Source organism: Streptomyces pseudoechinosporeus, assembly GCF_054783935.1.
On record NZ_BAAGPS010000001.1, the window covers coordinates 446,462 to 460,302 of the forward strand.

Below are 13,841 nucleotides of genomic sequence, written 5' to 3' on the forward strand. Positions count from 1 at the left end.
CTACTTCTGTGGGGCCAGTTCCGGCCCCAGCGAGGAGAACTTCTCCTGGGACACCACCCGCTTCGGCGGCCAGGTGATGTTCTCCGGCGGCCACTTCTGGCCGGTCTTCTTCAGGAACCAGTCCGGCGGCTCGTACATGGGCGGCTCATAGCCGTCCGGTATGGCCGTCTTCCACTCGACGTCCTTCGTACGTTCCTTGAACTCGTCCTTGATCGCCTTGAGTTGCTCGGGCTGGGTGAGCAGGTCGATCGCGGTCGCCGCCAGATACCGGGCGGCGGCGATCACGGCTGCCTGACCGGGCGCGGCGGCCGCGCAGGCGGCGGTGGACCAGGTGTGCATCTTGGTGCCGATCGGGGCGAGCGCGGCGCCCATGGAGACGGTCGGCACGTTCCAGCTGATGTCGGCGACGTCCGTCGAACCGCCGCCCATGAACACCGGGTTGGGCGCGGTCAGTTCGGCGATCTCGGCGTGCATGCCCTTCTGGGGCAGGCCTAGGGACTCCTGGAGTTCCTTCGCCAGCTGATGGGCCTCGTCGGTGAACTGGGGCGGGCCGAGCTGCTTCATGTTGTCGTGCAGCAGCTCGGCGAAGGACTTGGAGGGGAGCTGGTTCCAGCAGGCGGACGTGATGCGGTGCCGCACGCTCGTCTGCGAGGCCTTGGCGGCGGCCTCGGAGACGGCGATCACCTTGTCGAGGAGGACCTGGACGCGGGCCGGGCTGCCCTCGCGGACGTAGTACGAGATCTCCGCGATCTCCGGGGTCACGTTCGGGATGTCCCCGCCGTTGTTGATCACCCAGTGCAGGCGGCCGGACGGCGCCAGGTTCTCCTCGCGCAGGAACTCGGACATCGTTGCCATCATCACGGCGGCGTCCAGGGCGCTCTTGTTGCCGAGCGGAGTGCCGCCGTGGCCCGCGACGCCGAGGAAGGTGAAGGTGACGGCCGTCATCGCGGAGTTGGTGCCCCAGCCGGTGGCGTTCGACGTCGACGGGTGCCAGTCGAGGAACGCGTCGAGGCCTTCGTACACGCCCCTGCTCACCGCGTACGTCTTGCCGATCAGGGTCTCCTCGGCGGTCGAGCCGAAGAACTTCACGGTGACCGGCAGCCTGTGCTTCTTCGCGGCCTGCGCGACCGCCGCCGCGGCGGCTGCGGCGGCCGTACCGAGGGCGCTGTGTCCGCAGCCGTGGCCCGGGCCGTAGGTGGGCGCGAAGGGGTCGTGGATGTACTCGCGCGGGTCGTGGTGGCCGACGCCCTTGTGCTGCGAGAGGCCGGGCAGCGCGTCGTACTCGCCGCTGAAGCCGAGGACGGGGCCGCCGGTGCCATACGAGAAAGTCGCCGTGAACGCGGTCGGGAAGCCGGCGGTCCCGAACTCGACGTCGAATCCGGCCTTTTCGAGGAAGCCGGCCTCGGCGAGCGAGGACTTCCACTCGCGCAGGCTCAGCTCGGCGTTCTCCCAGATCTCGGCGTTGAGACCGGTGATCCGGTCGGTGTGGTCCTTGATCCAGTCCAGCGCGGCCGTCTTGGCGGGGCTGTCCTTCGCGAGGCCCTCGGGCGCCTCGTACGCGGCCGGGGTGTCCTCGGCCGAGGTGTCGTCGGACGACGCGGCCATCACGGGGTCCGCCTCGGCCGTCATGACGGCGGTCGTCACTCCTGCCGCGCCCAGCAGCTGCATGATGCGGCGGCGGCTCAGGGTCTGGCCGTTCGTGGTCGTCGACTCGTGTTCATGCTGATCGTGCAGGTCACACACGCGCACCTCCGGGGGGCGAGGTTTGGTGTAGCAGCCAATGAATCGCGTAAACGATCAGCCACCCTGGCCCCAGAAGATTGCCGCCTCAACATCCGTGCATGACAAAGCTGTTACGCGCGAGAACTCGCGCGGCGGGCGGGGGGTGAGATGCCAGAGAAAGCCCTACCCGCGCTCGGGGTACATACCAGGGCGCCGCTGCGTGCCGTGGGGATGACGGTCGTTGAGATCGCAGCGCTGCGCCGGGGCGGTGTGGCCGCCTGAGCGCGGGTCGGGGTTCTGTTCGGGGCGGTTGCCGGTCAGCGACCGGGGGCGCTGGTCAGCGGCCGCCGAACAGGGATCGGCGCAGTCGGCGCAGGGGGGCGAAGAGCGAGACCCGCCGCACTCGTGCGCGCCTGCTGTTGCGCTCCTGCGTGTGGTCACGTGCGGTGAGCTCACGCATCAGTGAGGTCGCCTCGGTCGTCTCTCCCTGCGGGATGGCGGGGCCACCCAACACCGAGAGATGGCGGTCGAGGCGCGAACTGGTCGCGCTGCTCCCGCAGGTGATCGCAGGGACTCGCGCCCTGCCACGCACTATCTGTTCCATGTCACTCCCCACCCATACGAGGGCACCCGGCCCGGGCAGGTTAACCCTATCTCTCCCTCATGACACTCGTGTATCCCGGGCGCAGGATTCACCTTCTTCGTAAGGTCGTTGACGATTACTCTGACGATCACTCTCCGAATCCAACCGAATTCAGGGCGAGTTGGACAACTGGGGCAGATGTGGGCTGTGGAGAGCCGCCCTGTGGCTCGACGGTGACGGCGAGTGAGGTCGCATCCGGATTCAAGTCGGTGGCGAGCAAGGGCGTGTCGCCGTCGAACAGGCCCAGGGAGCGCGGTTGGACCTCTGGTCGCATCAGCCACAGTTGGTGAACCCTTCCGTTCGTAGGTGTGCCGAGGCCCGCGGGGGTGACCACGGCGGCGCGCTCAGAGGCGGACGCGACGACGTTGATGCTCTGGCCGTTCGCGACCTGTCCGGCGCTCGCGGCGGCGTCCGGAGCCGCGAGAATGTTGGCGATCTCACGTGCCTGGGTCCGCTCCTGGTCGAGCTGGTCCTGGGTGCGGGAAGCCTGGACGCCGAACAGCGCGGCGACGACGAGCGCCGCCGCGGCGGTGGTGGCGGCCAGGGGGGACAACAGACCGTGCAGCCGCGAGGGCCGCGGCCGCTGTGCACGCATCCCGGGCAGCGGCTGTGCCGCGGCACGCGGGTGCGGCTGCGGCCGTGGGGCGGTCTGCCCCGGGGCAGTCTCCTGGGGTGTCGTCCGTACGGCCATGAGGACCCGGTCGCGCATCGCGGCCGGGGCCGGAGCGGCCGTGTTCCAGGCGAGGCGGACCGCGTCCTCGCGCAGGAGGCGCACCTCGGCGGCGCAGCTGTCGCAGCGCTTCAAGTGCTTCTCGAAACGCTGGTGTTCGCGGGGCTCCAGCGCGTCGAGGGCGTACGGGGCGGCCAGCGAGTGCATTTCGCTGCGCCTGAAGAGGACGGTCATACGGCACCTCCCAGGCATTCGCGCAGCCGCGTGAGTCCGTCGCGCATGCGCGTCTTGACCGTGCCGAGCGGTAATGAGAGGCGCTCGGCCACTTCACGGTACGTGTAGCCGTCGTAGTAGGCGAGGGTGACGGACTGGCGTTGCAGTGTGGTGAGCCGGTCCAGGCAGCGGCGTACCCATTCGCGTTCGAGGCCGGCCTCGACCTCCTCGGCGACCTGGTCGAAGGCGGGCCCGTTCGCGCGCTGGGCCTCGCGCATCTCGCGTTCGCCGGCCGCGCGGGCGCTGCGCACCCGGTCGACGGCGCGGCGGTGCGCGAGGGTGAGGACCCAGGCGAGGGCACTGCCGCGGCCGGGGTCGTAGCGTGCGGCGGAGCGCCAGAGTTCGAGGAGCACCTCCTGGGCCACCTCTTCCGACTGGGCCGGGTCCCGCACCACGCGGCGCACCAGACCGAAGACCGGTCCGGACACCAGTCCGTACAGATCCTCGAAAGCCTTCTGGTCGCCTTTGGCCACGAGCACCAGAAGTTCGTCCGCCTGCACCCGTAACCCCCTCTCCCGGCCGCGTGTCGGCCTGTCCCGACAGTCAAGCATTCGGCGCGGACGCCCGTTCGGATGGGTCGTCAGATCAACTCGTCGAAAAACGCGGGTGAAACTCAAACCAATCCGCCCGCCCGACGGCACCGAATGGCGTGTGTCAGGCAACAAAACACGCGGCAACGAGCGCCAGGACCGAGCGGACCACACCGTCCGTCGCCTCTCGCCAGAACCGCGGGAACGCAGCTTGCAACAGAGGACGGACGGCATGACACCTAACATCCGCAGGATCGTGGGACACAGGAGCCTCACGACCCTCGTCTGTGGGGCGCTGGCTGCCGGGGGGCTAGCAGCCGCCGGCGTGACCGCGCTCGAACCGGAAGAGGCGACCGCCTCCAGCCACCGGGAGGCCCCGCTGATCTCGGGGACGCCGCAGTTCGACAACACGGACCTGTACGCGTTCGTGAGCCCCGACGCCCCGGACACGACGACGATCGTGGCGAACGTGATCCCGTTCGAGGAGCCGGCGGGCGGACCGAACTTCTACACGTTCGCGGAGGACGCCCAGTACGACATCCACATCGACAAGGACGGGGACGCGCAGGGCGATCTGCTCTTCCGGTACACGTTCGACACGCACGTCAAGAACGACAAGAGCTTCCTGTACAACACGGGGCCGGTCGAGAGCCTGGACGACCCCGACCTGAACATCACGCAGACCTACGACCTCCAGCTGCTGCAGCTGAAGGACCAGAAGCTCGTGAAGCGGACGTACGTCGCGGACGATGTGCCGGTCGCGCCGTCGAACGTCGGCAAGGCGTCGATGCCGGACTACGCCAAGCTGCGTGACCAGGCGGTCAAGGAGCTCGGGAGTTACGAGGCGAAGACGTTCGCGGGTCAGGCGGACGATCCGTTCTTCGCGGACCTGCGGGTCTTCGACCTGCTGTACGGCGGGAACCTGTCGGAGGTCGGCAACGACACCCTCAAGGAATACAACGTCAACTCCATCGCCCTGCAGCTGCCGAACGACCTGATCCAGGAGTCGGCCAAGCAGCCGGTCGTCGGGGTCTGGGCGACGACGAACCGCAAGGGCGCGGACGGGCACTTCAGGCAGGTCTCGCGGCTCGGTAACCCGCTGGTGAACGAGGTCGTCAACCCGATCAAGGACAAGGACACGTTCAACGCGTCCGCGCCGTGGGACGACGCCCAGTTCCTGAAGAACGTGACCGAACCGGAGCTGCCGAAGCTCATCGAGGCGATCTACAAGATCCCGGCGCCGGACGAGCCCAGGAACGACCTCGTGGACGTCTTCCTGAAGGGCGTTCCTGACCTCAACCAGCCGCCGCACGTACGGGCTTCGGAGATGCTGCGGCTCAACACCTCGATCAAGCCGGCGGCCGAGCCGAAGCGGCTCGGTGTGCTGGACGGCGACAACGCGGGCTTCCCCAACGGGCGTCGGCTCACCGACGACGTGATCGACGCCTCGCTTCAGGTCGTCGAGGGTGAACTGCTCGGCGCCAAGAACGACTTGGGCGACGCGGTCGACAAGAACGACCAGGAGTTCGAGAAGGCGTTCCCGTACGTGGCCCAGCCGACGGCGGGTTCGCGCGGTCCGCTGGCCAAGGGTACGGACGGCACCAAGGGCGACGTACGCAACCAGCTCGGCGACGCGCTGACGCCGGCCGGCACGAGCGGCACCACCGGCATGGAGGACACCACGCTGATCGCCGTCTCGGCGGTGTCGGGCGCGGCCGGCTTCCTGCTGATCGGCACCGGCCTCATGTGGTGGCGCAGCCGCCGCCGGATTCGCGGCTATTACTAGCCGCTCCCTGGAGATGCGGTTCGAGGCTGTGCGTCCGTTGTGGCTGGTCGCGCCCACGCGGCGGAGCCGCAAATCGGATACAGCCCCGCGCCCCTGACGGGCGCGGTACCGCACCCGGACTTCGGCAAGTCCGCTCAGCCACCCACAAACTGGCGCGGCCCGCAACCACCCATCCCCCCACGGCGCGGGCCGCGCCTTCACCCCGCACAACCGCACCTTCGGAAGATCGAGGAGAGGGCATGTCCCCGCGCGAGAACGAGGACGGCGCCACCGAGGCCGATCAGCAGACGGCTCACACAGACGCCCCCGCGCCCACCGAGGGCGAGGACACGCCCCGAGCCACGGAACCCACGCCGGATTCCGCCGAGGACGCGACTGCCCCGGGCCGCCCCGAGGCGGCGCCGGAATCGCGGCGGGCGCGGGCACTGCGGCTGGCCGCTTGTGCTGTTGCTCTTGCTGTGGCGATGACCGCGGGGGCCGTTGTGATGGGGTCTCGGGATGACGCTGGGGTGGGAGCCGTGGCCTCCGTGCCCGGGACCGCGCCCGAGTTGCTGGCCGGGGGCAGTCTCAACGAAAGTATCTCCGCGCTTCAAGGGCATCTGAAGGCGCAGCCCAAGGACTTCAACGGGTGGGCCACGCTCGGTGTCGCGTACGTCGAGCAGGCGCGCACCAACGGCGATCCGTCGCGGTATCCGCAGGCCCAGCGTGCGCTGGACCGTTCGCTGAAGCTGCGGCCCGACAACGATCCCGCGCTCGCCGGCCGGGCGGCGCTGGCCGCGGCGCGGCACGACTTCCGTGGGGCGTTGCGGTACGCGGACGACGCGCTGGAGCAGAACCCGTATAACGAGCGGGCATTGTCCTCGCGGATCGACGCCCTGGTCGAACTCGGCCGCTACGACGAGGCGTTGAAGGCCTCCGACGAGGCCGACGCCCGTCGCCCGGGCGTCCCCGTCTTCACCCGGTACGCGTACGTACGCGAGCTGCGCGGCGACGTACCCACCGCGCGGCGCGTCCTGGAGCAGGCGCTCACCAGTGCCACGGCGCCCGGAGACGTGGCGTACGTGGCGACCTCGCTCGGCCAGCTCGCCTGGCGCGAGGGCGAGTACGAGACCGCGCTGAAGCACTACGCGCGGGCGCTGCAAGCGGACCGCACCTACCTCCCCGCCCTGGAGGGCCGCGCCCGGGCCCAGGCCGCGAACGGCGACCAGGCGGCGGCGATCCGCGGCATGGAGGAGGTCGTGGCCGGCTTTCCGCTGCCCGGCCCGCTGGTCACGCTCGGCGAGTTGTACGAGGCGCGCGGCGGCGAGGGTGACCGGGCGAAGGCCCGCGACCAGTACGCCCTGGTCGACGCGTGGACCGCGCTGGCCCGCGCGAACGGCGTCAACGCCGACCTCGACACGGCCCTCGCGGCGGCGGACCACGGCGACCGCAAGTCCGCCCTGCGCGCCGCGCGGGCGGAGTGGGACCGCCGCGAGACCGTGCACACCGCGGACGCCCTCGCCTGGGCCCTCCACGTCAACGGCCGTGACGAGGAAGCCCTCCCCTACGCCCGCCGCGCCACGGCCACCGGCTACCGCGACGCCACGTTCCTCTACCACCGCGGCATGATCGAAAGCGCCAACGGCAACGAGAAGGAAGCCCGCGACAGCCTGTCGACGGCGCTGGAACTCAACCCGGGCTTCTCCCCGGTGGGCGCGAAAGCGGCCCGCACGGCCCTGGACGAGCTGGGCGGTGCCAAGTGAGCACAGCCGCAGGCCGGAAGAGCCGCAAGGGCCTGAAGAACCCCCTGCCCCGTCGCCGGTTCGCCGCCTGCGTGGCCGTTCTCATGGGCACCCTCGCCCTGCTGCTCGTCCCCACAGGGACGGCGGCCGCGCATCCGCTAGGGAACTTCACCGTCAATCGATACGACGGACTCGTCATCGGTCCCGAGAAGCTGCGGATCGACCACGTGGAGGACCTCGCGGAGATCCCGGCGACCCAGGCCAAGCCTCAGATCGACAAGGCGGGCAAAGAGAGTTGGGCCCGCCAGCGGTGCGCGACGGCGGCCGGGAAGAGCCGGGTGACCGTGGCCGGGCGCGAGGTCGCGCTGAAGGTCGGCGAGAGCCGCGTACGTGTGCGGCCCGGGCAGGCCGGGCTCGATACGCTCCGGGTGGAGTGCCGTTGGACGGCGCCGCTGCCGGAGGGGGAGGTCTCCGTCGGCTTTCGCGCCTCCGTCGTCAACGGCCCCGGCTGGCGCGAGGTCACCGCGCGAGGCGACCGGATGACCCTCACCTCCTCGGACGTCCCCACGAAGTCCGTGTCCCGCGAACTGACCAGCTACCCCGAGGAGTTGCTGCAGTCGCCGGAGGACACGGCGACCGCGTCCCTGAAGGCCCGCCCCGGCGGCCCCGCCCTCGCCGAGGAGAACTCCGACGCCCCCGCCTCCTCCGTACTCCCACGCGGCGCCGACCGGTTCACCCGCGCCCTGGACGATCTGGTGGCCCGCCACGACCTGAGCGCGGGCTTCGCGGCACTGGCCCTGGTCATCGCGGTGGGCCTCGGCGCCATGCACGCGCTCGCGCCGGGTCACGGCAAGACACTGATGGCCGCGACGGCCGCGGCACGCGGCGGCCGGGCCGGCCTGCGCGACGTACTGCCCCTGGCCGCGTCGGTGACGGTCACCCACACCCTGGGCGTGGTCGCGCTGGGCCTGCTGGTCACGGCCGGCTCGGCCGCCGCGCCCTCAGTGGTGACGTGGCTGGGCATCGCGAGCGGCGTCCTGGTGACGGCGGCGGGCCTGACACTCGTACGAAAGGCCTGGCGGAACCGGGCCCATGGGCACGGGCACGGGAACCTTTCCACGCCCGACCATGAGCACCACCACGGGCACGAACACGGCCACACTCACGATCACGACCACGAACCTGAGCGCCCGCACGACCACCCACACACGGACGCGCACGGCGACGCCCATCACCACGGGGACACCCACGAACACACCGGGAAGCCCGAGCGCCCTCTCGTACTCGCACACGCCCAGGCGGCCGGCGAAGCCCGAACCTCCGGGCACGGCTGTGCGGCGGCGCTCCTGGAAGCCCCCGCGCACAGCGAACCCCACACGACCGGACACTCCCACTCGCACGCAGAGCAGCACGATCACCAACACACCCACGGTCACGACCACACCCACGGCCACGATCACAAGCACGCCCACGCCAACCACACCCACACGCACACCCACGGCGGCTTCACCCACACCCACGAGATCGCGCCCACCCTGCGCGGCACGATCCTGCTCGGCTTCGCGGGCGGATTGGTGCCGAGCCCCTCGGCTGTCGTCGTCCTGGTGGGGGCCGCCGCGCTGGGCAAGGCCTGGTTCGGGTTCCTGCTCGTCCTCGCGTACGGCGTCGGACTCGCCCTGACTCTGACGGCGGCCGCGGTCGCCGTGGTCAAGCTGGGCAGCAGGGTCAGCCGCCTGCTGGCCGACGGCCCCCGCTGGACCGGCGGTCCGGTGGCCGCGCTGGTGCGCAGGAACGTCGCCCTCGGTTCCGCGTGCCTCGTCGTGGCCCTTGGGGCTGGATTGGTGCTCCAGGGGGCGGCAACCGCACTGGGTTGAGCTACTTTTGTTCAGAATGGTGCGTTTGCGAATGGGGGCGTCCGTGTCGGATGAGGCACGCAGTGAACGGGTGATCGCGGGGCGTTACCGTCTGTTGTCCCCGCTCGGCGAAGGCGGGATGGGGACCGTCTGGCGCGCCCGTGACGAAGTGCTGCACCGCGAGGTCGCCGTCAAGGAGGTACGTGCCCCGGCCGGGCTGCCCACCCCCGAGGTGGAGCGGATGTACGCGCGCCTGGAGCGCGAGGCCTGGGCCGCAGCCCGGGTCGCGCACCGGAACGTGGTGACGGTGTACGACGTGGCCATGGAGGAGGCCCGCCCCTGGATCGTGATGGAACTGGTCCGCGGCATCTCCCTCTACGATCTCCTGGACGCCGAGGGCCCGTTGGCGCCGCAGCGCACCGCGCACATCGGCGCCGAGGTGCTGGCCGCCCTGCGCGCCGCGCACGAGGCCGGGGTGCTGCACCGCGATGTGAAGCCCGGCAACGTACTGATGGCGAACGACGGCCGCATCGTCCTCACCGACTTCGGCATCGCCATGGTCGAGGGCAGCTCCGCGCTCACCATGACCGGCGAGGTGATCGGCTCGCCGGAGTTCCTTGCCCCGGAGCGGGCGCTGGGGCGCACGCCGGGCCCCGAGTCGGACCTGTGGTCGCTGGGCGTGATGCTGTACGCGGCGGTCGAGGGCAACTCGCCGTTCCGCCAGGACACCCCGCTCAGCACCCTGCGCGCGGTCGTCGACGAGGAGCTGCCGCCGCCGCGCCGTGCCGGCCCGCTGGCCCCGGTCATCGAGGGCCTGTTGCGCAAGGACCCGGCCGAGCGGCTCTCGGGGGAGGCCGCCGAGGAGGACCTGCGCCTCATCGCGGCGGGCGGCACGCCTCGTACGACAGCCGCCGCCTACACGCCGACCGTCGCCGCCCTCCCCCAGCCGGGCCCGCCCGCGCCGCACACCCCGCCCGCCGCTCCCATCCCGTCCCGCGCCCCGACCGCCACGACCACCACCGCGGAGCCCGCGCACCCCCGGCGCGCCACGGTCGTCCTGATCGCGGGCCTGGTCGCCCTCGCGCTCGCCTTCGCGGGGCTGACGTACGCCCTGCTCAATAACAACGGAGGGGGCGAAGAGAGCAGCAGCACCACCGGTGGCACCACGGGTGGAACCGCCGATGGCGGCTCCACCAACGGCGGCGGTGACAACGGCGGGACGAGCGGAGGGGGCGACGACGGCGGTACGACCACCAGCGAGACTTCGGGCACGAACGGCACGAACGGTGGCTCGACGGACGGCGGCCAGACGAGTTCTCCTCCGCCTCAGTCCGTCGACGTATCGGTGTCGGGATCCAACACGCAGTACAGCGGCGCCTGTCCGCTGCCGGAGGCCGAGGCGCCCACGTTCACGGCGACGATCACGGTGGGCCGGGCCCCGGCGGAGGTCGACTACCGCTGGGTGACGCAGAGCGGGGAATCCTCGGACCCGGGCTGGAAGACGCTGTCGTTCTCCGGCGGCGACACGTCCCAGCAGGTCAATCATGTGGAGACGACGTACAACGACGGCGGCACCTACGAGAACGCGATGAGTGTCGAGGTCCGTAGCCCCGTGCATACGACGTCCGACTCGGTGGCCTTCTCGGTGACGTGCGAGACGGAGACCCCGACAACGGACGGGGCCTCCCCTACGCCGTAGGCGCGCCTCACAACTTGGCGGTCAGGCCACGCTCTTGAGCACGGGCAGATAACCGCCGGACTGTCCGGCCGCGTTCGGGTGGTACGACTCGCCGATGTTCAGCCAGTTGACGCTATGCAGCCAGGGGCTGCCGGAGCAGATCTCGTGCCCGGTGAAGGCGGGCACGACGTCGCCGAAGGTGAAGCCGTGGTCGGCGGCACGCTTGGCTATGGCGCTGTTCAGGTAGTCGGCGGCGTTGTTGATGGCGGACCGTTCGCCCTCGGTCATGCCGGCCACGCAGCTGCCGCCCAGTTTGTAGAAGCGGGGGTAGCCCAGGACGACCACATGGGCCTCCGGAGCCTTCGCGCTGATCGCCGAGTAGACGGAGTCGAGCCTGCCGGGCAGTGTCGAGTCGACGTACGCCTTCGCCGTGTTGATGCGGGCGACGCAGGCGCTCTCGGACTGGAGCACACAGGTCGTCATGACGTCGGCGAAACCGGCGTCGTTGCCTCCGATGGTGATGGAGACGAGACCGGTGCCGGAGCCGAGCGGGCCCAGCTGATTGGCCACGACATCACCCGTACGAGCGCCCGAGCATGCCGTGAAGTGGAACGACGAGGGTGAGTTGGCGGCGGCCCAGAGGTGCGGGTACGCCTTCGTGCTGCGCTTGCAGTCGCCGCTGGATCCGATGTAGCTGCCCGCGCCGACTCCGGAGGAGTAGGAGTCGCCGAGGGCCACATAGCCGGTCGCAGCGGCCTGTTCCGACGCCTGCGCCGCCGTGGCCCCGGTGAGGGCGAAAGCGGCGGCGAGGAGGAGTGAGGTGGCGTATGCCGTAAGTCGGGAACGTCTCATGGAACCTCCCTTTAGCAGGATCTCTGCCATAACTTGCGTACCACCGCACACAGTTGACGGGAAGTGTCCATGCCAATACTTTCCCGGACTTACTGGGAGTCACACCGCGCATCACCCTGCGCTTCATTTCCTTCACGTGACGTACACATGACAAAGCCTCAACTCCCTTGAGCTGCACGGCTGTTGGGATCACGCTGGTGTCTCAGCCGGTAGCGGAACGCAACGCTCCTGGTTGTGCGCGCGATCACGCGCGCACCCCCCACAGACGTGCGCCCCACCCCGGCGCGCGCTGCCTAGAGGAGGACTCCCTCGTAATGGCACAACTGCGCAGCAAGAAGATCCGGATCGCCGCGACCACGACGGTCGCCACCGCCGCCCTGCTGGCAGCGGTCACCGCTCTGCCCGCCCAGGCCGCTCCGGCTCAGGGCCGGGTGCTCGCGGCGGACTCCCCCACCGCGATCAAGGGCAGCTACATCGTCACGCTGAAGAAGAGCGCGGGTCTCAAGGCCGCTTCCACGCAGGGCAAGGAACTGATCAACGAGTACGGCGGCACGGTGAAGAAGACCTTCGACACCGCGCTCAACGGCTACACGGCGACGCTCACGGCGACCGAGGCCAAGAGACTCGCCGCCGATCCGTCCGTGGCCTCGGTCGAGCAGAACCAGCGGGTGCAACTCGCCGACACCACGCAGTCCAACGCCCCCTGGGGCCTGGACCGCATCGACCAGTCCGCGCTGCCGCTGTCGACCACGTACACCTACCCGGACTCGGCGGGCAGCGGTGTGACCGTGTACGTCATCGACACCGGCGTACGGATCACACACACCGAACTCAGCGGGCGCGCCGCGGACGGTTACGACGCCGTGGACGGCGACACCACCGCGCAGGACGGCAACGGTCACGGCACGCATGTGGCCACGACCATCGCGGGCTCCACCTACGGCGTCGCCAAGGAGGCGGACATCGTGGGGGTGCGGGTGCTCAACAACGCCGGTTCCGGCACCACCGCGGGCGTCGTCGCCGGCATCGAGTGGGTCACCGAGAACGCCAGCGGCCCGTCGGTCGCCAACATGTCGCTCGGCGGCGGCGCCTCCACCGCCCTGGACACGGCCGTCGCGAACTCCGTCGCGAGCGGAGTGACCTACGCGGTCGCGGCCGGCAACTCCGGTGCCAACGCCTCCTCGTACTCCCCCGCCCGCGTCGCCTCGGCGATCACCGTCGGCGCGACCAGCAACACGGACGCCAAGGCCAGCTTCTCCAACTTCGGCTCCTCGCTGGACATCTTCGCGCCGGGCGTCTCGATCACCGCGGGCTGGAACACCAGCGACACCGCCACCAACACCATCTCCGGTACGTCCATGGCGACCCCGCATGTCGCGGGCGCCGCGGCGGTCTACCTGGCGAACCACACCTCGGCCTCACCCGCGACGGTGGCCTCGGCCCTGGTGGCCGGCGCGACCTCGAACGTGGTCACCAGCCCCGGCAGCGGCTCCCCCAACAAGCTGCTGAAGCTCGTCCCGTAGCCCCAACTCACCCCAGATGATCGCCAGTTCCCCGGAGGATCCATTCCTCCGGGGAACTCGTACTTGACGCTTCCGCATCTTGACGTCCCCATGCCCGCTGAGCGACATTGAAGCCCGGCATCCGGCGCTTCGGGGGGCAAAGACGCCAATGCAGACCATGCGTATCAAGTCATCTTCATCAGGCGCATCTTCCACAGGCAGAGACGAGCCGCCGCAACAGGATCCGGGGAGGGACCTGTTGCCGCTGCTCGCGGGGGCCGCCGCGGCGATCGCGGGGGTCGGTGCGGTGCTGGCACTCGTCGACATCGACTCACCGCTGCGCGCGCCGTTCACGCTGTTCTTCCTGCTGGCCGCGCCCGGGACCGCGGTTGCCGCCAATTTGCGTGGACTGGAACCGTTCGGCCGCATCGTGGCGTCTTTGTCCGCAGCGGTAGCGGTCAACATCCTGGTCGCCCAGGGCATGCTCGCGGTGCACCAGTGGTCGGTCAGGGGCGGAATCGCGGTCGTTGCCGCGCTCAGCTCACTCATGCTTCTGCTGGTCGTGGTACGGCGCCTGCGCGGCCGTACGGTGAGAAGACGGGCTTCCTGAC

The 13,841-nt window shown here is 70.1% G+C and carries 11 protein-coding genes; 6 read left to right on the forward strand and 5 right to left on the reverse strand.

The genetic code is table 11. From position 1 onward, the window contains the following. The 4 genes from ACYVO6_RS02000 to ACYVO6_RS02015 form a co-directional block, all read right to left on the reverse strand. Positions 1–1,743, reverse strand: coding sequence for an amidohydrolase (locus ACYVO6_RS02000; RefSeq protein WP_461056626.1), 1,743 nt, complete (start codon positions 1,741–1,743; stop codon positions 1–3). Between the two features lie 316 nt (positions 1,744–2,059). After that, on the reverse strand, positions 2,060–2,326 hold the full coding sequence (locus ACYVO6_RS02005) for a hypothetical protein (RefSeq protein WP_461056627.1): 267 nt from the start codon (positions 2,324–2,326) through the stop codon (positions 2,060–2,062). Positions 2,327–2,453: 127 nt separating this feature from the next. Then, complete coding sequence (locus ACYVO6_RS02010) at positions 2,454–3,269, reverse strand: anti-sigma factor (RefSeq protein ID WP_461056628.1); 816 nt, start codon at positions 3,267–3,269, stop codon at positions 2,454–2,456. Beyond that, positions 3,266–3,808, reverse strand: a complete 543-nt coding sequence (locus ACYVO6_RS02015; RefSeq protein ID WP_461056629.1) for a sigma-70 family RNA polymerase sigma factor — start codon at positions 3,806–3,808, stop codon at positions 3,266–3,268. Before ACYVO6_RS02015 ends, ACYVO6_RS02010 begins: the two co-directional genes overlap by 4 nt. Positions 3,809–4,070: 262 nt before the next feature. Here ACYVO6_RS02015 and ACYVO6_RS02020 point away from each other — a divergent pair, with 262 nt between their 5' ends. The 4 genes from ACYVO6_RS02020 to ACYVO6_RS02035 all read left to right on the forward strand — a co-directional run bounded on the left by ACYVO6_RS02020 (position 4,071) and on the right by ACYVO6_RS02035 (position 10,897). After that, the gene (locus ACYVO6_RS02020; RefSeq protein ID WP_461056630.1) at positions 4,071–5,624 is read left to right on the forward strand and encodes a DUF4331 domain-containing protein; all 1,554 of its coding nucleotides are present in this window, start codon (positions 4,071–4,073) and stop codon (positions 5,622–5,624) included. Between the two features lie 239 nt (positions 5,625–5,863). Continuing rightward, on the forward strand, positions 5,864–7,366 hold the full coding sequence (locus ACYVO6_RS02025; protein ID WP_461056631.1) for a tetratricopeptide repeat protein: 1,503 nt from the start codon (positions 5,864–5,866) through the stop codon (positions 7,364–7,366). Between the two features lie 83 nt (positions 7,367–7,449). Further along, complete coding sequence (locus ACYVO6_RS02030) at positions 7,450–9,219, forward strand: urease accessory protein UreH domain-containing protein (RefSeq protein ID WP_461056724.1); 1,770 nt, start codon at positions 7,450–7,452, stop codon at positions 9,217–9,219. Positions 9,220–9,250: 31 nt separating this feature from the next. After that, complete coding sequence (locus ACYVO6_RS02035; RefSeq protein WP_461056725.1) at positions 9,251–10,897, forward strand: serine/threonine-protein kinase; 1,647 nt, start codon at positions 9,251–9,253, stop codon at positions 10,895–10,897. 21 nt (positions 10,898–10,918) lie between these two features. Here the strand turns inward: ACYVO6_RS02035 and ACYVO6_RS02040 are convergent, their stop codons facing one another. Beyond that, a complete protein-coding gene (locus ACYVO6_RS02040; protein WP_461056632.1) occupies positions 10,919–11,728 on the reverse strand; it encodes an SGNH/GDSL hydrolase family protein in 810 nt (269 codons plus the stop codon). A 314-nt stretch (positions 11,729–12,042) separates the two neighbouring features. On the opposite strand from ACYVO6_RS02040, the gene ACYVO6_RS02045 reads away from it, so the two are divergent. Then, positions 12,043–13,251: a S8 family peptidase gene (locus tag ACYVO6_RS02045; RefSeq protein ID WP_461056633.1), complete on the forward strand. Its 1,209-nt coding sequence runs from the start codon at positions 12,043–12,045 to the stop codon at positions 13,249–13,251. A 238-nt stretch (positions 13,252–13,489) separates the two neighbouring features. Then, the gene (locus ACYVO6_RS02050; protein ID WP_352374515.1) at positions 13,490–13,840 is read left to right on the forward strand and encodes a hypothetical protein; all 351 of its coding nucleotides are present in this window, start codon (positions 13,490–13,492) and stop codon (positions 13,838–13,840) included. Position 13,841 lies beyond the last annotated feature (1 nt).

Coding starts and splice junctions, on each gene's coding strand:
- ACYVO6_RS02005 (WP_461056627.1), bottom strand. CDS start 2,326: ATGGAACAGATAGTGCGTGGCAGGGCGCGAGTCCCTGCGATCACCTGC.
- ACYVO6_RS02010 (WP_461056628.1), bottom strand. CDS start 3,269: ATGACCGTCCTCTTCAGGCGCAGCGAAATGCACTCGCTGGCCGCCCCG.
- ACYVO6_RS02020 (WP_461056630.1), top strand. CDS start 4,071: ATGACACCTAACATCCGCAGGATCGTGGGACACAGGAGCCTCACGACC.
- ACYVO6_RS02025 (WP_461056631.1), top strand. CDS start 5,864: ATGTCCCCGCGCGAGAACGAGGACGGCGCCACCGAGGCCGATCAGCAG.
- ACYVO6_RS02030 (WP_461056724.1), top strand. CDS start 7,450: ATGGGCACCCTCGCCCTGCTGCTCGTCCCCACAGGGACGGCGGCCGCG.
- ACYVO6_RS02035 (WP_461056725.1), top strand. CDS start 9,251: ATGGGGGCGTCCGTGTCGGATGAGGCACGCAGTGAACGGGTGATCGCG.
- ACYVO6_RS02040 (WP_461056632.1), bottom strand. CDS start 11,728: ATGAGACGTTCCCGACTTACGGCATACGCCACCTCACTCCTCCTCGCC.
- ACYVO6_RS02045 (WP_461056633.1), top strand. CDS start 12,043: ATGGCACAACTGCGCAGCAAGAAGATCCGGATCGCCGCGACCACGACG.